Annotated in this window: 9 protein-coding genes; all 9 read left to right on the top strand. The window is 72.8% G+C overall.

Annotated features, from left to right (window positions below; genetic code table 11):
- Positions 1–90 precede the first annotated feature (90 nt).
- On the top strand, positions 91–7,554 hold the full coding sequence (locus ACIP82_RS34740) for an SDR family NAD(P)-dependent oxidoreductase (RefSeq protein ID WP_400659263.1): 7,464 nt from the start codon (positions 91–93) through the stop codon (positions 7,552–7,554).
- 28 nt (positions 7,555–7,582) lie between these two features.
- Entirely contained in the window at positions 7,583–19,147 is an 11,565-nt protein-coding gene (locus ACIP82_RS34735) for a type I polyketide synthase (RefSeq protein WP_400659260.1), read from the top strand.
- Positions 19,148–19,239: 92 nt separating this feature from the next.
- On the top strand, positions 19,240–20,034 hold the full coding sequence (locus ACIP82_RS34730; RefSeq protein WP_363609496.1) for an alpha/beta fold hydrolase: 795 nt from the start codon (positions 19,240–19,242) through the stop codon (positions 20,032–20,034).
- A gap of 173 nt (positions 20,035–20,207) precedes the next feature.
- Positions 20,208–21,458, top strand: coding sequence for an activator-dependent family glycosyltransferase (locus tag ACIP82_RS34725; protein WP_400659258.1), 1,251 nt, complete (start codon positions 20,208–20,210; stop codon positions 21,456–21,458).
- A complete protein-coding gene (locus tag ACIP82_RS34720) occupies positions 21,455–22,057 on the top strand; it encodes a dTDP-4-dehydrorhamnose 3,5-epimerase (RefSeq protein WP_363609492.1) in 603 nt (200 codons plus the stop codon). Before ACIP82_RS34725 ends, ACIP82_RS34720 begins: the two co-directional genes overlap by 4 nt.
- Before the next feature lie 175 nt (positions 22,058–22,232).
- The gene (locus ACIP82_RS34715) at positions 22,233–23,141 is read left to right on the top strand and encodes an ABC transporter ATP-binding protein (RefSeq protein ID WP_363609489.1); all 909 of its coding nucleotides are present in this window, start codon (positions 22,233–22,235) and stop codon (positions 23,139–23,141) included.
- 115 nt (positions 23,142–23,256) lie between these two features.
- Positions 23,257–23,994, top strand: a complete 738-nt coding sequence (locus tag ACIP82_RS34710; RefSeq protein ID WP_363609487.1) for an ABC transporter permease — start codon at positions 23,257–23,259, stop codon at positions 23,992–23,994.
- Between the two features lie 152 nt (positions 23,995–24,146).
- A complete protein-coding gene (locus ACIP82_RS34705; protein WP_363609485.1) occupies positions 24,147–25,133 on the top strand; it encodes an aldo/keto reductase in 987 nt (328 codons plus the stop codon).
- Entirely contained in the window at positions 25,127–26,509 is a 1,383-nt protein-coding gene (locus tag ACIP82_RS34700) for an NDP-hexose 2,3-dehydratase family protein (RefSeq protein ID WP_400659255.1), read from the top strand. Before ACIP82_RS34705 ends, ACIP82_RS34700 begins: the two co-directional genes overlap by 7 nt.
- Positions 26,510–26,599 lie beyond the last annotated feature (90 nt).

The following is a 26,599-nucleotide window of genomic DNA, read 5'->3' as shown; positions in this document are numbered from 1 at the left end:
GAACTGCCGACCTACGCCTTCGACCACCGCCGGTACTGGCTCGAACCGAACCCGACCACCACCGCCGCCGCCCTGCCCGGAACCGACCCGGTGGAAACCGCGTTCTGGGAAGCCGTCGAACGCGAGGACCTGAACTCACTCGTGACAGCCCTCGAACTCGACGGACCCGACCCACTGACGTCACTGCTACCGTCCCTGGCCTCCTGGCGACGCCGCAGCCGCGAACAGGCACTCACCGACTCCTGGCGCTACCGAATCACCTGGAAACCACTGCCGGAGATCAAGTCCACCGCCCCCTCGGGGGTTTGGCTGCTGGTGACACCCGCCGACCGGCCCGATACACGCCCGGTGGTCGATGCCCTCACCCGGCAGGGCATGACCCTGCTGCCCCTGGAGGTCGGCGCGGCCGACGCCGACCGCGAGGCACTCGCCTCCCGCATCCGGCAGACGCTGGACGGCACGGCCCCCGCCGGAGTGCTCTCCCTCCTGGCACTGGCCGAAGGCCCGCACCCGGGCGGCCTTGGCCTTCCCGCCGGATTCGCCCACACGCTGGCGCTGATCCAGGCCCTCGGCGACGCGGGCACCGACGCGCCGCTCTGGCTCGCCACCCGGAGCGCAGTCACCACCGGCAGGCCGGAATCCGTCGCGGACCCGCTCCAGTCCATGGTCTGGGGCCTGGGACGGATCGCCGCGCTGGAGTACCCCCAGCGCTGGGGCGGCATGATCGACCTCCCCCCGGCCCTCGACCCCGCCTCCGCGGCACGGCTGGCCGTGGTACTGGCAGGCGGGGCCGACGCGGAGAACGAGGTGGCGGTCCGCCCCTCCGCGGCCTTCGGCCGGCGACTCGTCCGAGCCACGCCGAGCGGGACCGAGCGCGGGACCTGGCAGCCCCAGGGCACCGCGCTGATCACCGGCGGCACCGGCGGCCTGGGCGGTCACGTCGCCCGGTGGCTGGCCCGCGGCGGCGCCGAGCACCTGGTACTCGCCAGCCGCAGCGGACCGGCCGCCCCCGGCGCGCAGCAGCTGAAGGCCGAACTCACCGAACTCGGCGCCCGGGTCACCATCGCCGCCTGCGACGTGACCGACCGCGACGCCCTGACCGCACTGCTCGACCGCCTGGACGCCGCGGGCTCCCCCGTGCGGTCGGTCTTCCACACGGCCGGTGTCCTGGACGACGGGGTCATCGACACCGTCACCGCGGACCGGGCCCGCACCGTACTGCGTCCCAAGGTGGATGCCGCGCTGAACCTGCACGAGCTGACCAAGGACCGGGACCTGACCGCATTCGTGCTGTTCTCCTCGTTCGCGGGCACGCTGGGCGGCCCGGGCCAGGGCAGCTATTCGGCGGCGAACGCCTTCCTGGACGCCCTGGCGCAGCAGCGCCACGCCGCCGGCCTGGCGGCGACGGCCGTCGCCTGGGGCCCCTGGGCCGGCGGCGGTCTGGTCGACGACGCCACCGAGGCGCGGCTGCGCAGGAACGGCATGCCGGCGATGGAGCCCGAGTCGGCGATCGCCGCACTCCAGCTGGCCCTCGACCTGGGCGACCCGTTCGTGGCCGTGGCCGACATCGACTGGGAGCGGCTGACGGCGTCCTCGCCCACCGGCCCCACGGCGCCCGTGCTCAGCGAGCTGCCCGAGGTGCGCGGCGTCCTCGGCGCCGCCACCGGATCCGCCGCGGCGACCGGCACCAGCGGCGACGACTCCCCGCTGGCACAGCAGCTGGCGGGCCTGTCGGACGGCGACGCCGAACAGGCCCTGGTGGCGCTGGTCAGTGCCCAGGTGGCCGCCGTACTCGGCTACACCGACCCGGAATCCGTCGAGGTGGGCCGGGCGTTCCGCGAGCTGGGCTTCGACTCGCTCACCGCCGTCGACCTGCGTAACCGGCTGTCGGCCGCGACCGGCATGCGGCTGCCGGTCACCCTGGTCTTCGACTACCCGTCGGTCACCGCGCTGGCCCAGCACCTGCGTTCCGAGCTGATCGGCACCCGGCCCGCCGCGCCCGAGCCGGTATCCGGCGCCGCGCCCGTCGACGACGACCCGATCGCGATCATCGCGATGAGCTGCCGGTTCCCCGGAGGCGTGACCACCCCCGAGGAGCTGTGGGAGCTGATCGACGAGGGCCGCGACGCGGTCTCCGACTTCCCCACCGGCCGGGGCTGGGACATCGAGGGCCGCTACGACCCGGACCCCGACAAGCCGGGCACCTTCTACGCGCGCGGCGGCGGATTCCTCTACGACGCCGACCACTTCGACCCGACGTTCTTCGGAATCTCGCCGCGTGAGGCACTGGCGATCGACCCGCAGCACCGGCTGCTGCTGGAGACCTCCTGGGAGGCCTTCGAACGGGCCGGCATCGCACCGGCGTCGATGAAGGGCACCGAGGCGGGCGTGTTCATCGGCGCCAGCTACAACGACTACGGGTCCCGCTTCCAGCAGGCACCCGAGGAGTTCGAGGGCTACCTCGCGACGGGCAGCGCCAGCAGCGTCGCCTCCGGGCGGGTGTCCTACACCTTCGGTCTGCAGGGACCCTCGCTGACCGTGGACACGGCCTGCTCGTCCTCGCTGCTCGCGCTGCACCTGGCCGCGCAGTCCCTGCGGCAGGGTGAGTGCTCGATGGCGCTGGCCGGCGGTGTGGTCGTGATGTCCACCATGGACAGCTTCATCGAGTTCAGCCGTCAGCGGGCCATGGCCCCCGACGGCCGGTGCAAGGCGTTCTCCGCGCAGGCGGACGGCGCCGGGTGGGCCGAGGGCACCGGGATGGTCCTGCTGGAACGGCTGTCCGACGCCCGGCGCAACGGGCACCGGGTACTCGGCGTGATCCGTGGCTCCGCCGTCAACCAGGACGGCGCCAGCAACGGCCTCACCGCCCCGAACGGGCCCGCGCAGCAGCGCGTCATCCAAACGGCGCTCGCCTCCGCCGGGCTCTCACCGGCGGATGTGGACGCGGTGGAGGCACACGGCACCGGCACCCCGCTCGGTGACCCGATCGAGGCGGGCGCGCTGCTGGCGACGTACGGTCAGGGGCGTTCCGTGGAGCGGCCGTTGTGGCTGGGGGCGCTGAAGTCCAACATCGGTCACACGCAGGCCGCTTCCGGTGTGGCCGGCGTGATCAAGATGGTGATGGCGATGCGGCACGGTGTGCTGCCCCGCACCCTGCACGCCGACGAGCCCTCCGGGAAGATCGACTGGTCGGCGGGCGCGGTCGAGCTGCTGACCGAGGCCCGGCCCTGGCCGCAGACCGGCGCGCCGCGCCGAGCGGGCGTGTCGGCGTTCGGCGTCAGCGGCACGAATGTCCATCTGATCCTGGAGCAGGCGCCGGAAACCGACGACGAGCCCCAGAGCGCGGCCCCTGCGGCACCGGACAGCGCTTCCGTGGTGCCGTGGGTGGTGTCGGGCAAGTCCCCGGCGGCACTGCGCGCCCAGGCCGCGCGGCTGCGTGAGCAGGTGGCGGCGTCGCCGGAACTGTCGCCGGTGGACGTGGGCTTCTCGCTCGCGACCGCCCGGACGGCGTTCGAGTACCGCGCCGCCGTGACCGGACGCGACGTCGCGGAACTGCTGCGCGGCCTGGAGGGCCTGGCCGACGACCACAGCGACGGCACGCGGCCCGTGCCTGGCCGGACGGCGTTCATGTTCACCGGTCAGGGTGCGCAGCGTCTGGGGATGGGTCGGGAGTTGTATGGGGTGTTTCCGGTGTTCGCGGCGGCGTTCGACGAGGTGTGCGCGGTGGTGGACGGGTTTGTGGACCGTCCGCTGCGTGAGGTCGTCTTCGCCGATCCGTCCGACCCTGCGGTGGCGCTCCTGGAGGGCACCGCGTATGCGCAGGTGGCGCTGTTCGCCGTCGAAGTGGCGCTGTTCCGCCTGGTCGAGTCCTGGGGCGTGCGGGCGGACTTCCTGGTCGGGCACTCCGTGGGCGAACTCGCGGCAGCCCACGTCGCCGGGATCTGGTCCCTCACCGACGCGTGCGCGCTGGTGGCGGCTCGCGGCCGCCTGATGCAGGCCCTTCCCGTGGGTGGGGCGATGGTCTCGGTCGTGGCCTCGGAAGAGGACGTGCTGCCGTTCCTCGCCGGCCACGAGGGCCGGGTGGCGGTCGCCGCCGTCAACGGCCCCACCTCCACCGTCCTGTCCGGGGACGAGGACACCGTCCTCGATGTCGTGGCCGCCGGCGGCTGGAAGTCCACCCGGCTGCGGGTCAGCCACGCCTTCCACTCCCCCCGCATGGAACCGATGCTGGAAGAGTTCCAGCACATCGCCGAGGGGCTCACCTACCACGAGCCGCGCATCCCGCTGGTGTCGAACGTGACCGGCGACATCGCCTCGCCCGAGCTGGTCTGCTCGCCGGAGTACTGGGTGCGTCATGTCCGTGAATCGGTGCGGTTCCACGACGGCATGACGGCCCTGAGCACCCGCGGAGTGACCCGCTTCATCGAGCTCGGCCCCGCCGGAGTCCTCACCGCGATGGGCCAGTCCTGCGTCCAGGACGGACAGTTCGTCCCCCTCCTGCGCAAGGACCGCCCCGAAGAGGAAACCGCCGTCACCGCCCTGGCCCGCATGCACACCCTCGGCCTGAGCGTCGACTGGAACGCCTACTTCACCGGACACAACCCCCACCGGATCGACCTGCCCACCTACGCCTTCCAACGCGACCGCTACTGGCTCGACGCACCGACCGCCACCGGCGACCTCACCTCGGCGGGCCTGGGAACCGCCGGACACCCACTGCTCGGCGCCGCCCTCCCCCTCGCGGACAGCGACCGACTCGTCCTGACCGGCCGACTGTCCGTCCAGTCACAGCCATGGCTCGCGGACCACGCCGTCTCCGGAGCGATCCTCTTCCCCGGCACCGCGTTCCTGGAACTCGCCGTCCAGGCCGCCGACCGCGTGGGCTGCGACCGAGTGGAAGAACTCACCCTGGAAGCACCCCTGGTACTCCCCGAACACGGCGGCGTCGTCCTCCAGATCACCGCGGAAGCCCCCCAGAACAACGGCACCCGCCCGATCACCATCCACTCCCGACCCGAGAACACCGACCCCGACCAGCCCTGGACCCGCCACGCCAGCGGCGAAGTCGGTGTGGGCGCGCAGGAGGGCTCGTACGACCTGCAAGGCGTCTGGCCGCCGGAAGGCGCCACCTCGATCGAGGTCGGCGATCTGTACGAGCGCTTCGCCGAGGGCGGCTTCGGCTACGGCCCCGCCTTCCAGGGCATCCGGGCGGCCTGGCTGGCCGGCGACGCCGTGTACGCCGAGGTACGGCTGCCCGAGGAACAGCAGGCGCCCGCCGGTGCGTACGGCCTGCACCCGGCCCTGCTCGACGCCGCGCTGCACAGCATCGCCCTCAGCCCGTCGCTGCAACTCGGCGGAGGAAAGCTGCCGTTCTCCTGGGCGGGAGTCACGCTGCACGGTTCGGGCGCCGGCGAGGTGCGGGTACGGCTGACTCCCGTCGGCTCCGACACGGTGTCGCTGACCCTGTCGGACCCGATCGGCCGGCCAGTGGCGACCATCGACTCGCTCGCCCTGCGGGCGCGGCCCGAACAGCTGGGCACTCCCGCCACGGACAACTCCCTGTACGTGCTGGACTGGACCGAGCTCCAGCCGAACACCGACGAACCCACCGCCACGACGGGCTGGGCCCTGATCGGTGACGACGGCCTCGGCGTGGCGGCCGGACCGGGGCTGCGGGCCTACCCGGACCTGGACGCCCTGGCAGCCGCCACGGACCTGGCGGCACCGCCCGAGGTCGTACTCGTGACCTGCCCGCCGCAGTCCGCGCACCCCTCGGAGTCCGCCGGGGCCGGGGGTCTCGCCGCATCGGTGCGCGCGGCCCTCGACCGGGCGCTGGGGCTGGTCCAGGGGTGGCTGGCCGACGAGCGGTTCGCCGCGTCGCGGATGGTCTTCCTCACGCGCGGCGCCGTTGCCGCAGGGCCCGACGAGCAGGTGACCGACCTGTCGCACGCCGCGGTCTGGGGACTGGTCCGCTCCGCACAGTCCGAGAACCCGGACCGGTTCGTCCTGGTCGACCTCGACGCCGAAGGCACCGAAGGCACCGAAGACGTCGAAGGCACCGACCACGCGACGGCCCCGGACAGCCTGCCCGCGCTGCTGCGGGCGCTCGCCGGTGACGAGCCGCAGCTGGCACTGCGCGGCGGCTCGGTACGGGCCGCCAGGCTGGCACGCGTACCCGCACAGCCCGGCCCCGCCGAGCCGTCGGCCGCCGACTGGGGCGCCGGCACGGTGCTGGTCACCGGTGCCACCGGTGTCATCGGCGGCGTGATGGCACGCCATCTGGTCGCCGAGTGCGGCGTGCGCCATCTGCTGCTGACCAGCCGGCGCGGCGCGGAGGCCGACGGCGCGAAGGAGCTGTGCGCCGAACTCACGGCGCTCGGCGCCGACGTCACCCTGACCGCCTGTGACGTCGCGGACCGCGCGGACCTGGCCCGGCTGCTGGCCGGCGTCGGCGCCGCGCACCCGCTCACCGCGGTCGTGCACACCGCCGGTGTGCTGGACGACGGCGTCGTCGGCTCGCTCACCTCCGAACGGGTCGACCGGGTGCTGCGGCCCAAGGTGGACGCGGCGGTCAACCTGCATGAACTGACCCGCGGCCTCGGGCTCTCCGCCCTGGTGCTGTTCTCCTCCATCGCCGGCACGTTCGGCGGCATGGGCCAGGGCAACTACGCGGCGGCGAACGCGTTCCTCGACGCCTACGCCACCCACTGCCGCGCCCAGGGCTTCCCCGTCCAGTCGATGGCGTGGGGGCTGTGGGAGCAGCGCAGCGACATGACCGGAAAGCTGGCCGACGCGGACCTCTCGCGGCTGGCCCGCGGCGGCATCGTCGCGTTCTCCTCCGCCGAGGGCGCCGCGCTGTTCGACGCGGCACGGACGCTGGACGCGCCGGTGGTGCTGCCGATGCGGCTGGACACCGCGGCCCGGGCCAACGGCCCCGGCCCCGTGCCGCCGTTGCTCCGCGGTCTGGTCCGGCCCCCCGCCCGGCCGACGGCCCGCCGCACCACGGCCGGCGGCGGCACGGCCGCCGATGCCGCCGACGGGCTGATGCGACGGCTGGCGGGACTGCCCGAGGCCGAGCGTGGCCGGCTGCTGCTGGACCTGGTCAGGTCCCAGGCGGCGACCGTCCTCGGGTTCACCGACCCGAACGCGATCGACGTCGACCGCGGGCTGCTGGAGCTGGGCTTCGACTCGCTCACCGCGGTCGAACTGCGCAACCAGCTGAACAGGGTGACCGGACTGCGGCTGCCCGCCACCCTGCTCTTCGACTACCCGACGACGAGCGCGATCGCGGAACACCTCGCGGACTCGGTCACTCCGGCCGAGCCGGCGGCCGCCCCGCTGGTCTTCCCCGAACTCGACCGACTGGAGCAGGACCTGCCGCGGGTGGCCGCGGACGAGGCCGCCCGGACCAGACTCACCACCCGCCTGCAGGACCTCTTGTCGAAGCTGGGCCACGCCCAGGACGCGGTGGGCGAACTCGCGACAGCCGAACTCGATTCGGCGTCCGACGACGAGATCTTCGACTTCATCGAAAACGAACTCGGCCTTTCCTGAAGAAAGCGGCGGTTGAACGGTGAGCACCGTGAGCGAAGACAAGCTTCGCGACTACCTCAAGCGTGTGACGACGGATCTGCACCGCACGCGCCAGCGTCTGCAGAAGATCGAGGAAAGGGACCACGAGCCCATCGCGGTCGTCGGCATGAGCTGCCGCTACGCCGGGGGCGTCCGAACCCCGGAGGACATGTGGCGGCTCCTGATCGAGGGGCGTGACGCGGTCGGCCCGATGCCCGGGGACCGGGCCTGGGACATCAAGGCCCTGTACGACCCCGACCCGGACGCCCGGGGCAAGAGCTACGTGGAGGAGGGGGCCTTCCTCGACGGGGCGTACGACTTCGACCCCGGATTCTTCGGCATCTCCCCGCGTGAGGCACTGGCCATGGACCCCCAGCAGCGGCTGCTGCTGGAGACCGCGTGGGAGACCTTCGAGCGGGCCGGCATCGACCCGACCTCGCTCAAGGGCAGCCGGACCGGTGTGTACGCGGGCGTGATGTACCAGGACTACGGCTCCCGGCTGACCACGGTGCCCGAGGACGTCGAGGGCTACCTCGGCGCCGGCGGTTCCGGCAGCATCGCCTCGGGCCGGATCTCCTACACCTTCGGTCTCGAAGGGCCCGCCGTCAGCGTGGACACGGCCTGCTCGTCCTCGCTGGTGGCACTGCACCTGGCCACGCAGGCGCTGCGCCGCGGCGACTGCTCGCTGGCCCTGGTCGGCGGCTCCATGGTGATGTCCACCCCGGTCGCGTTCGTCGAGTACGCCCGGCAGCGGGCGCTCTCCTCCGACGGCCGCTGCAAGGCGTTCTCCGCGCGGGCGGACGGCACCGGCTGGGGCGAGGGCGTCGGCATGCTCCTGGTGGAGCGGCTGTCCGACGCCCGGCGCAACGGGCACCGGGTGCTCGCCGTGATCCGTGGCTCGGCCGTCAACCAGGACGGCGCCAGCAGCGGACTGACGGCACCGAACGGGCCCTCCCAGCAACGGGTGATCCGCGCCGCGCTGGCCGACGCGGGGCTGTCCGCCGCCGAGGTCGAGGCGGTGGAGGCGCACGGCACCGGCACCAGGCTCGGCGACCCGATCGAGGCCGGCGCACTGCTGGCCACCTACGGCGCGGAACGCCCCGGGGGCCGGCCGCTGTGGCTGGGCTCCCTGAAGTCCAACCTCGCGCACACCCAGGCCGCGTCCGGGGTCGGCGGTGTCATCAAGATGGTGCTCGCGCTCCAGCACGGGATCCTGCCGAAGACGCTGCACGCCGAGGACCGCAGCCCCATGGTCGACTGGGAGTCCGGCGGCGTCGAGCTGCTGACGGAGTCCCGGGAGTGGCCGGAGACCGGCGCCCCGCGCCGGGCCGCCGTGTCCGGGTTCGGCTTCAGCGGCACCAACGCCCACGTGATCCTGGAGCAGGCGCCCGAGACGCCGGCGGACGACGAGGACGCCACCGCCGACCCGGCCCCGCACGCAACCCTCCCGGCGCTGCCCTTCCTCGTCTCCGGCAGGACCGCGGAGGCGCTCCGGGCCCAGGCCGGGCGGCTCCTCGACCATGTGGCCGCCCACCCGGACCTGGCCGCCGCCGACCTGGGGCGCTCGCTGGCCCTGGAGCGGGCCTCCCTCGAACACCGCGCCGCGGTCATCGCCCAGGACCTGGACGGGCTCCTGAGCGGTCTGCGGGCCCTCGCCGACGGCGAACCGGCGGCGCGGCTCGTCCAGGGCCTGGCGGACAGCCGCCGCAAGACGGTGTTCGTCTTCCCGGGCCAGGGCTCGCAATGGGTCGGCATGGCCCGCCCGCTACTGGCCTCCTCGCCGGTCTTCGCCGAACAACTGCGCGCCTGCGACGAGGCGTTGGCCCCGTATCTGAACTGGTCCGTCATCGACGTCCTCGGCGAGGGCGCGGGCGCGCCACCGGCCGACCGCATCGACGTCGTCCAGCCGGTGCTGTTCTCCGTGATGGTGTCGCTGGCCGCGCTGTGGCGCGCGCACGGTGTCGAGCCCGCCGCGGTCGTCGGGCACTCCCAGGGCGAGGTGGCCGCCGCCTACGTGGCGGGCGCCCTGTCGCTGCCGGACGCCGCCCGGGTGGTCGCGCTGCGCAGCAGGGCGGCGCTGGAGATCGAGGGCAAGGGCGGCATGCTCTCGGTGCTGGCCCCCGCCGGGCGGATCGCGCCCCTGCTGGAGAGCCGGGCCGACCGGATCTCCCTCGCCGCGGGCAACAGCCCCGTCTCCGTGACGGTCGCCGGCGATCCCGACGCCCTCGACGAGCTGATGGCCCGGCTCACCGCCGACGGCATCAAGGCCCGCCGGGTCCCCGGGGTGCTGGTGGCCAGCCACTCCCCGCACGTCGACGCGCTGCGCGAACGGCTGCTCGCCGACCTGGCACCCGTCGAGCCACGCGCCGCGCGGATCCCCTTCTACTCCACGGTGACCGGCGCCGTGCAGGACACCGGCGCACTTGACGCCGACTACTGGTACCGGAACATGCGCCGGCCGGTCGAGTTCGAGCTGGCGGTCCGCGCGCTACTCGCCGACGGCCACACCGCGTTCATCGAGACCAGCCCCCACCCCGTCCTCGCGATGGCGATGCAGGAGACCTTCGAGGACGCCGCCGCGGGCGCCGTCGCCGTCGGCACGCTGCGGCGCGAGGAGGGCGGCTACGACCGCTTCCTCGCCTCCCTCGGCGAACTGCACGTCGCCGGCGGTTCCGTGGACTGGAACACGGTGTTCGCCGGCACCGGGGCGCGCAGCGTCCAGCTGCCCACCTACGCGTTCCAGCGGCAGCGCTACTGGCTGGAGTCCCCGGTGGCAACCGGGGACGTGGCGTCGGCCGGGCTCGGCGCCGCCGACCACCCGCTGCTCGGTGCCGCCGTGCACCTGGCGGACTCCGACCGGCTGCTGCTGACCGGCCGGCTGTCCCTGGAGACCTCCCCGTGGCTCGCCGACCACGCCCTCACCGGCAGCGTCCTGCTGCCCGGCACGGCGTTCCTCGAACTCGCGGTGCAGGCCGCCGACCGGGTCGGCTGCGCACAGGTCGAGGAACTCACGCTTCAGGCGCCGCTCCTGCTGCCCGGAACCGGCGGCGTGGCGGTGCAGGTCACCGTCAGCGAGCCGGACGTCACCGGACGCCGGACGGTGGGCGTCTACTCGCGCGCGGAGAACACGGCGGAGGACGCCTGGGTCGCCCACGCCTCCGGCACGGTCGTCCCCGCCGCCGAACCGGCCTCCTTCGACCTCGCCGTGTGGCCTCCCGCCGGCGCCGAACCCGTGGCCGTCCAGGACCTCTACGAGCGGTACGCCGAGAACGGGTTCGGCTACGGGCCCGCCTTCCGCGGCCTGCGCGCGGCCTGGCGGCTCGGTGACGACGTCTTCGCCGAGGTACGGCTGCCGGAGGAGCACCAGGAGGGCGCCCGCGCCTACGGACTCCACCCCGCGCTGCTCGACGCGGCACTGCACGGCATCGCGCTCGGGCCGCTGTTCGAGTCCGGGGAGGACGGAAGCAGCGGCAACGGGCGACTGCCGTTCTCGTGGACGGGCGTCACCCTGCACGCCTCCGGCGCCGGCGAGGTGCGGGTACGGCTGTCCCCGGCGGGCCCCGAAGCGGTCGCCATCCGGGTCACCGACACGGCCGGCCGGCCGGTGGCGTCCGTCGACGCGCTGCTGCTGCGCGAGATCCGCCCCGAGCAGCTCTCCGGCGCGCGGGCCGCGCTCACCGACGCGCTGTTCCGGGTCGACTGGAACCCGCTGACGCTCGCCGGCCCCGGGCCCGCCACCCCCTGGGGCGTGTGGGGCGCGGACCGGCTGGGGCTCGGCGCCCTGCCGGGACTGGCGCCGCTGGACCTGCCGGCCCTGGACGCGGCCGGCGGCCCGGCACCGGAGGTCGTGCTCGTCCCGTGCGCCCCCGAACCGGACACCCACGGGACCGGAGCCGGCGCGTGCGACGCCGGGGCGGCCCGGGCCGCCGCCGAACGGGCCCTCGACCTGGTGCAGGCCTGGCTGCGCGACGAACGCCTCGCCGATTCCCGGCTGGTGTTCGTCACCCGCGGCGCCGCCCTGCCGGGCGAGGACGTCCACGACCTGGCACACGCCACCGTGTGGGGCCTGGTGCGCTCCGCCCAGACGGAGAACCCCGGCCGCTTCACCCTGGTCGACATCGACGGGCACCAGGACTCCGTACGGGCCCTCCGCGCCGCGGTGGCCACCGGCGAGCCCCAACTGGCGATCCGCGAGGGCGCCGTACGGGCGGCCAGGCTGGCCCGCGTACCCGCCCCGGCCGCCGGGAACACCCTCGGCTGGGACGGCGACGGCACCGTGCTGATCAGCGGCACGGGCACGCTCGGCGGACTGCTGGCCCGCCACCTGGTCACCCGGCACGGCATCCGCCATCTGCTGCTGACCAGCCGCCGCGGCCCCGGGGCCGACGGCGCGGACGAACTGCGGGCGGAGCTCACGGCGCTCGGCGCCCAGGTCACCCTGGCCGCCTGCGACGCCGCGGACCGCGACGCCCTGGCCGCGCTGCTGGCCGGCATCGACCAGGCGCACCCGCTCACCGCGGTCGTGCACACCGCCGGTGTGCTGGACGACGGCGTCGTGAACGGGCTGACCCCCGAACAGCTGCACCGGGTGCTGCGCCCCAAGGTCGACGCGGCCGTCAACCTGCACGAGCTGACCGCCGGCCTGGACCTGTCCGGCTTCGTGCTGTACTCCTCCGCGGCGGGCGTCCTCGGCGGTCCCGGCCAGGCCAACTACGCCGCGGCCAACGCGTTCCTGGACGCCCTGGCCCGCCACCGCCGGGCGCGCGGCCTGGCCGGCCAGTCGCTGGCCTGGGGCCTGTGGGCCGACCGCAGCGGCATGACCGGCCACCTCGACGCCGAGGACACCGCGCGCTCCACCCGCTCGGGTGTCGCCCCGCTCTCCGCCGACCAGGGCATGGTGCTGTTCGACGCCGCCGCGGCAGTGGACGAGCCGCTGCTGGTGCCCATGCTGCTGGACACCGCCGCGCTGCGGGCGGGCGCCGCCACCGGCTCCGTCCCGGCCCTGCTCCAGGGACTGGTACGGACCCCGGCCCGCCGCACGGTCGAGGCCGGGACGCCGGCGGACAGCGCGGACTCGCTCGCGCGGCGTCTCGCCGGGCAGACCGGGACCGAGCAGCAGCGCTTCCTGCTGGACCTGGTGCGCTCCCTGGTCGCGGCCGTGCTGGGGCACGCCTCGTCCGACTCGATCGCCGCGGACCGGGCCTTCCGGGAGCTCGGCTTCGACTCGCTGACGTCGGTGCAGCTCCGGAACCGGCTGAACACGGCCACCGGGCTGCGGCTGCCGACCACACTGGTCTTCGACTACCCGAACCCCACGGCGCTCGCCGAATACCTGCGGACCGAAGCACTGGGCGACCGGCTGCGTACGGCCGTCGGGAAGACGGTTGCCTCACCGGCCGGCGACGGCTCCGGTTCTGGTTCCGGCTCCGACGACGCGATCGCCGTCGTCGGCATGAGCTGCCGGTTCCCCGGCGGCGTGCGGAGCCCGGAGGACCTGTGGCGGCTGGTGTCCCAGGGCACGGACGCGATGGCCGCGATGCCGACCGACCGCGGCTGGGACGTCGACGACCTGTACGACCCGACGGGCCGCCTGCCCGGCAAGTCCTACGCGAACGAGGGCGCGTTCCTCTACGACGCCTACGACTTCGACCCCGCCTTCTTCGGCATCTCGCCGCGCGAGGCGCTGGCGATGGACCCGGTACAGCGGCTGCTTCTGGAGACCTCCTGGGAGGCCTTCGAACGGGCCGGCATCGACCCCGTCTCGCTGAAGGGCAGCCCCACCGGCGTGTTCGCGGGCCTGATGTACCAGGACTACAGCATGCGGCTGCCACAGGTGCCGGAGGACCTGGAGGCGTACATCGGCAGCGGCAGCTCCGGCAGCATCGCCTCCGGTCGCATCGCGTACACCATGGGCCTGGAGGGCCCGGCGGTGACGGTCGACACAGCCTGCTCGTCGTCGCTGGTGGCGCTGCACCTGGCGGCGGAGTCGCTGCGCCGGGGCGAGTGCTCGATGGCGCTGGCCGGCGGTGCCACCGTGATGTCGACTCCCAACCTCTTCGTCGACTTCAGCCGCCAGGGCGGCCAGGCCCGCGACGGCCGGTGCAAGGCGTTCTCCGCGCAGGCGGACGGCACCGGCTGGGGCGAGGGTGCCGGAATGCTGCTCCTGGAGCGGCTGTCCGACGCGCGGCGCAACGGGCACCGGGTGCTCGCCGTGATCCGGGGCAGCGCGATCAACCAGGACGGCGCGAGCAACGGGATGAGTGCGCCGAACGGTCCTTCGCAGCAGCGGGTGATCCGGGCCGCGCTGGCATCCGCCGGCCTGGGCACGGCCGATGTGGACGCGGTGGAGGCGCACGGCACCGGGACGACGCTGGGTGACCCGATCGAGGCCGGTGCCCTGCTGGCGACCTATGGCCAGGGGCGTTCCGTGGAGCGGCCGTTGTGGCTGGGGGCGCTGAAGTCCAACCTCGGTCACACGCAGGCCGCTTCCGGTGTGGCCGGCGTCATCAAGATGGTGATGGCGATCCGTCACGGCGTACTGCCCGCGACCCTGCACGCCGGCGAGCCGTCCCCGCACGTCGACTGGTCGGCGGGCGCGGTCGAGCTGCTGACCGAGGCCCGGCCCTGGCCCCAGACCGGCGCGCCGCGCCGGGCCGGTGTGTCCGCGTTCGGGATCAGCGGCACCAACGCACACACCATCCTGGAACAGGCACCGGAAACCGACGACGAACCCCAGAGCTCGGCCCCTGCGGCGCCGGACAGCGCTTCCGTGGTGCCGTGGGTGGTGTCGGGGAAGTCCCCGGCGGCACTGCGGGCCCAGGCCGCGCGGCTGCGTGAGCAGGTGGCGGCGTCGCCGGAGCTATCGCCGGTGGACGTGGGCTTCTCGCTCGCGACCGCCCGCACGGCCTTCGAGTACCGCGCCGCCGTGACCGGGCGCGACCGCGAAGAACTGCTGTGTGCCCTGGAAGAAGTCACGAACGACGACACCACCGGTACGCAGGCGACCGACGGCCGGACGGCGTTCATGTTCACCGGTCAGGGTGCGCAGCGTCTGGGGATGGGTCGGGAGTTGTATGGGGTGTTCCCGGTGTTCGCGGCGGCGTTCGACGAGGTGTGCGCGGTGGTGGACGGGTTTGTGGACCGTCCGCTGCGTGAGGTCGTCTTCGCCGATCCGTCGGATTCTGCGGCGGCGCTCCTGGAAGGCACCGCGTATACGCAGGTGGCACTGTTCGCCGTCGAAGTGGCGCTGTTCCGCCTGGTCGAGTCCTGGGGCGTGCGCGCGGACTTCCTGGTCGGACACTCCGTGGGCGAACTCGCGGCAGCCCACGTCGCCGGGATCTGGTCCCTCACCGACGCCTGTGCGCTGGTCGCCGCCCGCGGCCGCCTGATGCAGGCCCTCCCCACAGGCGGGGCGATGGTGTCGGTCGTGGCCTCGGAAGAGGACGTTCTGCCGTTCCTGACCGGCTTTGAGGGCCGGGTGGCGGTCGCCGCCGTCAACGGCCCCACCTCCACCGTCCTGTCCGGGGACGAGGACACCGTCCTCGATGTCGTGGCCGCCGGCGGCTGGAAGTCCACCCGGCTGCGGGTCAGCCACGCCTTCCACTCCCCCCGCATGGAACCGATGCTGGAAGAATTCCGACACATCGCGCAGAGCCTCGAATACTCCGAGCCGCGCATCCCGCTGGTGTCGAACGTGACCGGCGACATCGCCTCGCCCGAGCTGGTCTGCTCGCCGGAGTACTGGGTGCGTCACGTCCGTGAATCGGTGCGCTTCCACGACGGCATGACGGCCCTCAACGCCCGCGGAGTGACCCGCTTCATCGAGCTCGGCCCCGCCGGAGTCCTCACCGCCATGGGCCAGTCCTGCCTCCAGGACGGACAGTTCGTCCCCCTCCTGCGCAAGGACCGCCCCGAAGAGGAAACCGCCGTCACCGCCCTGGCCCGCATGCACACCCTCGGCCTGAGCGTCGACTGGAACGCCTACTTCACCGGACACAACCCCCACCGGATCGACCTGCCCACCTACGCCTTCCAACGCGACCGCTACTGGCTCGACGCACCGACCGCCACCGGCGACCTCACCTCGGCGGGCCTGGGAACCGCCGGACACCCACTGCTCGGCGCCGCCCTCCCCCTCGCGGACAGCGACCGCCTCGTCCTGACCGGACGACTGTCCGTCCAGTCACAGCCATGGCTCGCGGACCACGCCGTCTCCGGAGCGATCCTCTTCCCCGGCACCGCGTTCCTGGAACTCGCCGTCCAGGCCGCCGACCGCGTGGGCTGCGACCGAGTGGAAGAACTCACCCTGGAAGCACCCCTGGTACTCCCCGACCACGGCGGCGTCGTCCTCCAGATCACCGCGGAAGCCCCCCAGAACAACGGCACCCGCCCGATCACCATCCACTCCCGACCCGAGAACACCGACCCCGACCAGCCCTGGACCCGCCACGCCAGCGGCGCCCTGGGCATCGATGACGGCACCGCACCCGCCATCGGCCCCGACCTGGGTGTGTGGCCCCCGGCGGGTGCGGAGCCCGTCGAGGTCGGCGATCTGTACGAGCGCTTCGCCGAGGCCGGCTTCGGCTACGGCCCCGCCTTCCAGGGGCTGCGGCACGTGTGGGTGGCCGACGACGCCGTGTACGCCGAGGTACGGCTCCCCGAGGAACAGCGGGCGCCCGCCGGTGCGTACGGACTGCACCCGGCCCTGCTCGACGCCGCGCTGCACGGCATCGCCCTCGGCTCGCTCATCGACAGCGGCGAGGGGGAGGGCCGGCTGCCGTTCTCCTGGACGGGCGTGTCCCTGCGGGCCTCCGGAGCGACGGAACTGCGGGTGCGGATCGGCGTCGCGGGCACCGACGCGGTGTCCGTGGCGGTCGCGGACTCCTCCGGCAGCCCGGTCGCCGCCATCGACGCGCTGGTGCTGCGCAGGATGTCGGCCGCGCAGCTCGGGGCCGCCCGGCCGACCGGGCACGAGGCGCTGTTCCGGGTCGACTGGCCGTCCGTGCCGGCCCCGGCGCAGCTGCCGGGGCCCACCAGGCTGGCCCTGGTCGGACCGGACGACCTCAAGCACCTGGAGGTCCTGGAGGACCTCGGGTTCTTCCTGGAGTCCTACACGGACCTGGTCGCGCTCACCGGTGCCGTCGCCTCGGGCAGTTCGGCCCCCGCGATGGTGCTCGTCCCGTGCCCGTCCGCACCGGACGGCGCCGAGTCGGTACGGACCGCCACCCGCCGTGCTCTGTCCCTGGTGCAGTCCTGGCTCGCGGACGAGCGGTTCGCGTCGTCCCGGATGGTGTTCGTCACCCGGCGGGCAGTCGCCACCGCCCCCGGTGAGGGTGTGTCCGATCTGGCCAACGCCGCGGTCTGGGGCCTGGTCCGCGCGGCGCAGTCGGAGCATCCCGACCGCTTCGTCCTGGTCGACGTCGACGAGGACGAGGCGTCCGGCCGGGCCCTGGGCGCGGCGCTGCTGTCCGGCGAACCTCAGCTGGCGGTGCGCGGCGGCGAACTCACGGTGCCCAGGCTGGCCAGGGTGACGTCCGTTCCGCAGACCGGCGCGCCGGCCTGGAACGCCGACGGCACCGTTCTGATCACCGGTACGGGCCTTCTGGGCGGCCTGCTCGCCCGGCACCTCGTCCGGCAGCGGGGCGTCCGCCGGCTGGTGCTGACCAGCAGGCGCGGCCCGGCCGCCGAGGGTGCCGAGGCTCTGCGGGCCGAACTCACCGGGCTCGGCGCCCAGGTCACCGTCGCCGCCTGCGACGCCGCCGACCGCGAGGCGCTGGCCGCGGTGCTCGCCGCGATCCCCGCGGACCATCCGCTGACCGCCGTGGTGCACACGGCGGGCGTCGTCGACGACAGTCTGGTCGACGGGCTCACGCCGGAGCGGCTGGACACGGTGCTGCGGCCGAAGGTGGACGCCGTGCTGAACCTGCACGAGCTGACGCGCGACCAGGACCTCGCCGCCTTCGTGGTGTACTCCTCGGCGGCCGGGGTGCTGGGCAGTGCGGGCCAGGCCAACTACGCGGCGGCGAACGCCTTCCTGGACGCGTTCGCGCACAGCCGGCGCGGCCAGGGGCTGCCCGCCACCTCGCTCGCCTGGGGGCCCTGGGACGAACTCAGCACCATGACCGCCACGCTCGACGCCGGCGACATCGCCCGTGCGGCCCGCGCCGGTGTGGGCGGGCTGTCGTCCGAGGAGGGCCTGCGGCTGTTCGAGACGGCGCTCGGCCTGGAGGACCCGCTGCTGGTGCCGATCCGGATCGACACCGCGGCGCTGCGGACCGGTACTTCGGGCGTCGCCCTTCCCGCCGTGCTCCGCGGCCTGGTGCGCACCCCGGGCCGCCGGACCGTGGCCACGGCCGTGTCCGGCGACGGCGGCACGGGCGGACCGTCCCTGGCCGGGCGCCTGGCGGCGATGCCGGAGGCCGAACAGCTCGGCGTGCTGATCGACCTGGTGCGGGTCCAGGTGGCCGCCGTGCTGGGCCACTCGGGGCCGCAGTCGGTGCCCGAGGACCACCAGTTCGTGGATTCCGGCTTCGACTCGCTCACCGCGGTCGAGCTGCGGAACCGCCTGAACGCCGCCACCGGGCTGCGACTGCCCGCCACCCTGGCCTTCGACCACCGCACCCCGGCCGACCTGGCGGAGCGGCTGCGCCGCGAGCTGGCCGAGGCGCCGGCCGCCACGGGCCGCGCACCGGAGTCGCCGGCAGCCGCCCAGGCCGCCGCCGAGGGCGGTTCGGCGACGCTGAGCTCGCTCTACATGGGGGCCTTTCAGCGTGGCAAGTGGGGAGAGGCGTTCGACCTGCTGCGGGCCGTCGCCGCGCTGCGGCCGCAGTTCAGCTCCTCCGCCGACCTCGACAAGCCGCCGACGCCGATCAGGCTCGGCCGGGGCGAGGCACCGACCCAGGTGTTCTGCCTCCCCTCGTGCCTCGCCCTGGCCGGACTGCACCAGTACGCGCGGTTCGCGTCGTCCTTCAGGGGACTGCGCGACGTGTCGGCGCTTCCGCTGCCCGGATTCGTCCGGGACGAGAGCCTCCCGGCGACCATGGACGCCGTCGTCCAGGCCCAGGCGGCGGCCATCGCCGAGGCCGCGGACGGTGCCCCGTTCGTCCTGCTCGGAACGTCGGCGGGCGGCTGGTTCGCCCAGGCCGCGGCGGGCCGGCTCGAAGACCTGGGCATCCGGCCGGCCGGTGTCGTCCTGGTGGACACGTACGTGCCCAAGAGCAACTTCGTCAACCAGTTCGGGCTGGCCCTGATGGACGGCATGACGGAACGCGAAGGCACCTTCGTCGCGATGGACGACGACCGGCTGACGGCGATGGGCTGGTACCTCGACATCTGCAAGGAGTGGGAGCCGCGGCCCGTCGACGCGCCCACCCTGCTCGTCCGGGCCGAGGAGCCGCTGGCCGGCGGCAACACCCAGGCCGCCCCCGAGAAGTGGCGCTCCTACTGGGACCTGCCCCATGACGTCGTCGACGTCCGGGGCAACCACTTCAGCGTGATGGAGGACCACGTCGCCTCCACCGCGGCCGCCGTCGAGGCCTGGATCTCGGCCCTGCCGCCGCAGGACGACGCCCGGTGAGCGCGCTCGCCGGCGCGCCTCCGCGCGGGACGCGGTTCGCATTCGACCAGTACCGGCACGGCCGGTAGAGACCGAAAGGGACACCTACGACCATGGCACCGCCGAACAACGACGACAGCCTGTGGCTGCGCCGCTTCCACCCCCAGCCCGACGCCACGGTGCGGCTGATCTGCTTCCCGCACGCCGGAGGATCCGCGAGCTTCTTCTTCCCGATGTCGGAGGAGATGTCCTCGGGGATCGAGGTGATGGCCGTCCAGTACCCGGGACGGCAGGACCGACGCTCCGAGCAACCCGTCGAGAGCGTCCAGGGGCTGGCCCGGGAGATCTTCACCGTGCTCACCCGATGGACGGATCTGCCCATCGCGCTCTTCGGCCACAGCATGGGCGCCAGCGTGGCCTTCGAGGTGGCGCGGCTGCTGGAGCAGGAGTCCGGCATCGTGCCGGCCGCCCTGTTCGCCTCCGGCCGGAACGCGCCGTCCCAGCACCGCAGCCACGAGATCCACCTGCTCGACGACAACGGCATCGTGGCGGAGCTGCAGCGGCTCAGCGGCACCGACTCCCGCATCCTGGGCGACCTGGAGCTGCTGCGCTTCGCGCTGCCCGCGATCCGCAGCGACTACAAGGCCGCGGAGACCTACCGCTATGTGCCCGGCCCCCCGCTGCACTGTCCCATCGTGGGACTCGGCGGCGACGGCGACCTCCGCGTCGCCGTCGAGGAGGTGGCGGCCTGGGGCGACCACACCTCCGGGACTTTCGAGCTGCAGGTCTTCCCCGGGGGCCACTTCTACCTCAGCGACCAGAAGGCCGCTGTCGTCAACACGGTGTGGGATTTCCTCAGGGCCCGTAACACGATCACGGTGCTGCCTTCGCGAGTCGCCGGCGGATGAATGCGCAGGCGAGAGACACGACGGTCCGCTCCACGCCGTAGTGAAGCCCCCGTCAGTTGAATTCCGGCTGAACTCAACTCCCGCCGCGTAAGGGGTCGGTAGGGGTTGTCGCCAGTCTTCGATTCAGCTTTGCTGAACCCGCGTAACGGGACCCTAGGAAAGAAGAAACACTCATGCGCGTGCTATTCGCCACCGTCTCCGAGAAATCCCACCTGTACACCATGGTCCCGTTGGCGTGGGCGTGCGCCGCAGCCGGCCACGAGGTGAGGGTCGCCAGCAACCCCGCCCTCACCGAGGCCATCGCCCGCACCGGCCTCACCGCGGTGTCCGTCGGTACGGACCACAACCTGCACGAGATGTTCGCCATGCACCACGACCAGCTGGAGAACGAGATCTCCGACTGGTCGCAGCCGTACGCGGACCAGCAGACCTGGGAGAAGGTACTCACCAAGTACCGGATGAGCGTCCAGTTCGCCTACCGGATCTACAACGACTGCATGGTCGACGACATGGTGGCGCTCGCCCGGGACTGGCAGCCGGACCTGGTCATCTGGGACCCGCTCACCTATGCGGCACCGGTGGCGGCCCGCGTCGTCGGCGCCGCCCACGCGCGCATGCTGTGGGCGGTCGACATCTACTCCAAGATGCGCTCGGTCTTCCTCGAACTGATGGAGCAGCAGCCGGCGGAGAAGCGCGAGGACCCCCTGGCCGCCTGGCTGACCGAACTGCTGGCCCGCTACGGCTGCGACTTCGCCGAAGAGGTCACCACCGGCCAGTGGACCATCGACCAGATCCCGGACAGCCTCCAGCTGCCGCTGGACGTGAAGCGCGTCCCGGTGCGCTGGGTGCCGTTCAACGGTCCTTCGGTGGAGCCCGCCTGGGTCCGCGAGAAGCCCCAGCGGCCCCGGGTCTGCCTGACCTCCGGCATCTCCTTCGGGGCGCTGGGCGGTTCCTTCGTGCCCATCCAGGAGATCCTGGACGCGGTCGCCGACCTCGACATCGAGCTCATCGCGGCGCTGCCCGCGGAGGTGTCCGCCGGGCTGGAGCGGGTGCCGGACAACGCCCGCCTGGTGGACTTCGTACCGCTGCACACGCTGCTCCCCAGCTGCTCCGTGATCCTCCACCACGGCGGCTTCGGCTCCTGGGCGACCGCACTCGTCAACGGCGTGCCGCAGTTCATGGCCCCGATCCGGTTCGCGGACTGGTGGTCGAAGGCGACCGCCCTGGAGGCCTCGGGCGCGGGCATCTACACGCACGCCGGCGAACTCACCGCCCAGGGCGTGCGCGAGGGGATCGAGCGGCTGCTCGGCGAGAAGTCCTTCCAGGAGTCCGCCGACCGGCTGCGGGCGGAGATCCTGGCGACGCCGAGCCCCGCCGAACTCGTGCCGGTACTCGAGAAGCTGACCGCCGAGCACCGCTCATGACCGTACGGAAGCTGGCCGTCGACGGAGCCTACGCGTTCACGCCGGCGGTCCACCCCGACGAGCGGGGGACGTTCTGCGCGAGCTACACCGAGTCCTCCTTCGTGGCGGCGGTCGGGCACCCGCTGCGGCTGGGGCAGTACCACAACAGCGTGTCCCGGCGCGGCACGGTCCGCGGGATCCACTTCGCCGATGTACCGCCCGGGCAGGGCAAGTTCGTCACCTGCACCCGCGGCTCGCTGCTCGACGTGGTGGTGGACATCCGGGTGGGCTCACCGACCTTCGGGCAGTGGGACTCCCTCGTGCTGGACTCCGGGAAGCGCGAAGGGGTCTACCTCGCCGAGGGGCTCGGGCACGCGTTCATGGCCCTTGAGGACGACACCGTGGCCGCGTACCTCTGCTCGACCGAGTACAACCCGGCCGCGGAGCACGAGATCGATCCCTTCGACCCCGCGCTCGGCCTCCCCTGGCCGGACGGCATCGCGCCCCTGGTGTCGGACCGGGACCGCGACGCGCCCACCCTGCGGGAGGCCCGGCAGGCCGGCGCACTGCCGGACTACGGCGTGTGTTCGGCGCGCTACGCTGAACTACGCCGCAACTGACACGGCGCCACCATGGCAGCTCCACCGGCCGGTTGATTTCCCGCGGCCGTCCGGTGGAGCGGCGCCGTTCACCGGACGGAAGGCCTCCGATGGTCGCATCGGGTGGTCGGGCACGGGTATGCCCGCCTCCGGCGGCACAGACGAAGGAATACCGGTGGAGAAAGAAAGAGTAGGCATGCCGGCGATCGAGGTCCAGAAACTCCGGAAAACCTACGGCGACCACGTCGCCGTGGACGACGTCTCATTCGTCGTCGAAGAGGGCGAGATATTCGGCATTCTCGGCCCCAACGGCGCGGGCAAGACGACGACCGTGGAATGCGTCGAGGGCCTGCGCAGGTACGACGGGGGCAAGGTCTCCGTCATGGGGCTCGACCCGCACCAGGACAAGGAGCAGCTGCGGCAGCACATCGGCATTCAGCTCCAGGAGAGCGAACTGCCGCCCCGGCTCAAGGTCTGGGAAGCGCTGCAGATGTACAGCACCTTCTACCGCGACCCGGCCGACTGGCGGAGCCTGATCACCGACTGGGGGCTGGAGCAGAAACGCGACAGCCGGTTCGGGCAGCTGTCCGGGGGCCAGAAGCAGCGGCTGTCCATCGCCCTCGCGCTGGTCGGCAACCCACGGATCGCGGTGTTCGACGAGCTGACGACCGCACTCGACCCCCGGGCCCGGCGGGACACCTGGGAGCTGATCGAGCGGGTCCGCGCCCAGGGCGTCACCGTCCTGCTGGTCACCCACTTCATGGAGGAGGCCGAGCGGCTCTGCGACCGCATCGCGGTCATCAGGGAAGGACGGCTGGTGGCCCTCGACACCCCGGCCGGCCTGATCTCCGCCGCCGACACCCAACAGCGCCTGCGCTTCACCCCCTCCGCCCCGCTGGACGACACCCTGCTGACCGCGCTGCCCGAGGTCACGTCGGTGACCCGGACCAACTCCCGGGTGACGGTGACCGGCACGGAGAACCTGGTGTACGCGGTGGTCTCGGCCCTCGCCCGGCACGGGATCGTCCCCGGCGAACTGCGTCTGGAACAACCGACGCTGGAGGACGCCTTCGTGAAGCTCACCGGTTCGGCGCCGGGCCACTGACGCCGTGCCACGACCGACCGACGCCGGGCCGCACCGGCCCCAAGACGACCTGCTGCCGGCCCCTGCGGCAGCCACCCCGACCGAAGGGCGGCCGCCGGCCGCCAGGAGGACACGCATGACCGGGCGCTCCCAGCTCACCCTCGTCGAGACGAAGCTCTTCCTCCGCGATCCGACCGCGGTGTTCTTCGTCATCGCACTGCCGCTCGTGCTGCTGCAGATCTTCCACATCATCACCGGCAACTCGGACGACACCCCTGCCAAGAAGGCGGCGATGGCGGCGTTCGTCCCGGCCATGGCGATCTCGATGTGCCTCACCATGCTGTCGCTGAACCTGCTGCCCACCACCCTGGCGACCTACCGGGAGAAGGGCATTCTGCGCCGGATGGCGGCCAGCCCCGTCCACCCCGTCAACCTGCTGCTCGCCCAGCTCGTCATCAACCTGGCGACCGCCGTCCTGGGGGCGCTGCTGGTCCTCGGTGTCGGACGGCTCGCGCTCGACACGGCGCTGCCGGAACAGGTGCCCGCCTTCCTGCTGACGTTCTTCCTCGGCGCCTGGGCACTGTTCTCGGTCGGCCTGGTCGTCGCCGCGGTGGCGCCGGGAAGCCGCGCGGCGACCTCGATCGGCCTGTCGTTGCTGTTCCCCAGCCTGTTCTTCGGAGGGGTGTTCCTCCCGAAGGAGCAGCTGCCCGACACCGTCTCCACCATCGGGGACTACACCCCCCTCGGCGCCACCCTGCAAGCCCTGCGGGACTCCTGGGAAGGCCACTGGCCGCAGACCCTGCACCTGGTCGTCCTCGTGGTCGTCGGCACCCTGTGCAGCGTGCTGGCGGCCAGGCTGTTCCGCTGGCAGTGACCCGCCGACAGTGAGATGGGACAGGACCCGGGCCGGCCTCCGCAGCGCACGCGAGGCGGAGGCCGGCCCGGGTCTCCCCCGCACGCACAGTCGATCGCTGATCAATGGACGGCCGCAGCCTCAGAGAACCAGTAACGGTAAAGGAATCACTGATGGAGTACACCTACCTCGGCCGCACGGCCCTCCAGGTGAGCCGGCTCTGCCTGGGCACGCTGAACCTGGGGGTCCGGGCGACCAGGGACGAGAGTTTCGAGATCATGGACCGCGGCCTGGCCCGCGGGATCAACTTCTTCGACACCGCCAACCAGTACGGCTGGCAGGTCCACAAGGGCTTCACGGAGGAACTGCTCGGCGAGTGGTTCGCCCAGGGCGGTGGCCGCCGCGACCAGGTCGTGCTCGGCACCAAGGTGTTCAACCCGATGAGCGACCGCCCCAACGACGGCGGCCTGTCCGCCCGCCACATCATCGCCTCCTGCGAAGCCTCGTTGCGCCGGCTGCGGACCGACTGGATCGACCTCTTCCAGATGCACCACATCGACCGCCACGCCCCCTGGGAGGAGGTCTGGCAGGCGATGGAGATGCTCACCCAGCAGGGCAAGGTCCGGTACGTGGGCTCGTCCAACTTCGCCGGCTGGCACATCGCCGAGGCGCAGGAGGCCGCGGCGCGCCGCAACTTCCTCGGCATCGTGTCCGAGCAGTCCGTCTACAACATGGTCACCCGCTACGTGGAGCTGGAACTCATCCCGGCCGCCCAGCGGTACGGGGTGGCCGTCCTCGCCTGGTCGCCCCTGCACGGGGGGCTGCTGAGCGGCGCGCTGCGCAAGCTGGAGGAGGGCACCGCCGTCAAGACCGCGCAGGGGCGGGCGATGGAGGCGCTGGAGAAGCACCGCGACGCCGTCGCCGCGTACGAGAAGCTGTGCGCCGGCATCGACGCCGACCCGGCCGAGGTGGGCCTGGCCTGGGTCATGTCCCGGCCCGGGATCACGGCCCCGGTCATCGGCCCGCGCAGCACCGGTCAGCTCGAGAGCGCCCTGAACGCCCTGGACCTGAAGCTGACGGACGAGCTGCTGGCCGAGATCGACACCCTGTTCCCGCCCGTCGGCAACGGCGGGCCCGGCCCCGAAGCGTGGGCGTGGTGAATGCCCTCGCGACCCGCGTCGCGCGCTCCGCGCACGCGGCCGACAGCTCCACGGTCACGCTGTCCGGCTTCCACGACTGGCTCGACGAGCGCCGCCGGGCCGATGCGTCGAGGATCGAGCGCATCCCGTTCGCGGCCATGCGCGGATGGGGCTTCGAGCCGGGTTCGGGCAACCTCGTCCACGACAGCGGTCGGTTCTTCAGCGTCGAAGGCCTGGACGTCAGCATGCCGGGCCGCGCGGTCGAGACGTGGACCCAGCCGATCCTCAACCAGCCGGAGATCGGCATCCTCGGCGTCATAGCCAAGGAGTTCGACGGTGTGCTGCACTTCCTCATGCAGGCCAAGATGGAGCCCGGCAACTGCAACGGGCTGCAGCTCTCGCCGACCGTGCAGGCCACCCGCAGCAACTACACCCGGATCCACCGGGGCGCGGCCGTCCCCTACGTCGAGTACTTCCAGCGGCCCGGGCGGTACCGGATCCTCGCCGACGTGCGCCAGTCCGAGCAGGGCTGCTGGTTCTACCGCAAGCGCAACCGCAACATCATCATCGAAGTGGACGAGGACATCGAGGTCCTGGACGGGTTCCACTGGCTGACCCTGAGCCAACTGCATCAACTGCTCGTCGTCGAGGACCTGGTCAACATGGACTCGCGCAGTGTCCTCGCCTGTCTGCCCTTCCCGTTCCACGGATGCGGTGTGGGCGACGCCGGCCCGCACGCCGTACCCGTCGGCACCGACCTGCTCAGCTGGATCACCGAGGCCCGCACCCGGTACGACCCGTGCGCCGCGCGCATCCCGCTGAACAGGGTGCTCCACTGGCAGCGTTCGGCGGACCGCATCTCCCACGAGACCGGCGGATTCTTCAGCGTCATCGCGGTGGACGTCCAGGCCGGCGGCCGCGAGGTCCGCAGCTGGTCCCAGCCCATGATCGAGCCGCACGGCACCGGCCTGTCGGCCTTCCTGACCCGACGCGTCGACGGCACCCTGCAGGCGCTCGTGCACGCACGCGTGGAACCGGGATACACCGACGTCCTGGAGCTCGCCCCCACCGTGCAGTGCACGCCCGAGAACTACACCCATCTGCCGGCCGCCGCCCGGCCGCCGCTCCTCGACCAGGTGGCCGGGGCGCCGCCCGAGCGGGTGCTCTTCGACTCGGTCCTCTCGGAGGAGGGCGGGCGTTTCTACCACGCCCGCAACCGCTATCTCGTCGTCGACGCCGACCCCGGCCTCCGCGACGCCGATCCCGGCCCCGACTACCGCTGGATCCCGGTCCCGGAACTCGTCGGGCTGATCCGGCACAGCCACTACCTCAACATCGAGGCCCGTACGCTGATCGCCTGCCTGCAGAGCGTGGACGCTCCGACGGCGCTGCGGTAGCGGGCGGACCGCTCCCGCTGCCGCCCGCCGCCCCACCCGGGCCTTCTCCGGTGCTGTGCCGAGGGCTCGCGGGACGCGAGCCCGTGCATG

Origin of the sequence: Kitasatospora sp. NPDC088548 (genome assembly GCF_044753005.1) — a bacterium.
Taxonomy (GTDB): Bacteria; Actinomycetota; Actinomycetes; order Streptomycetales; family Streptomycetaceae; genus Kitasatospora.
Note: the sequence above shows the minus strand (reverse complement) of the source record. Positions and strands in the feature narration are given on the sequence as shown.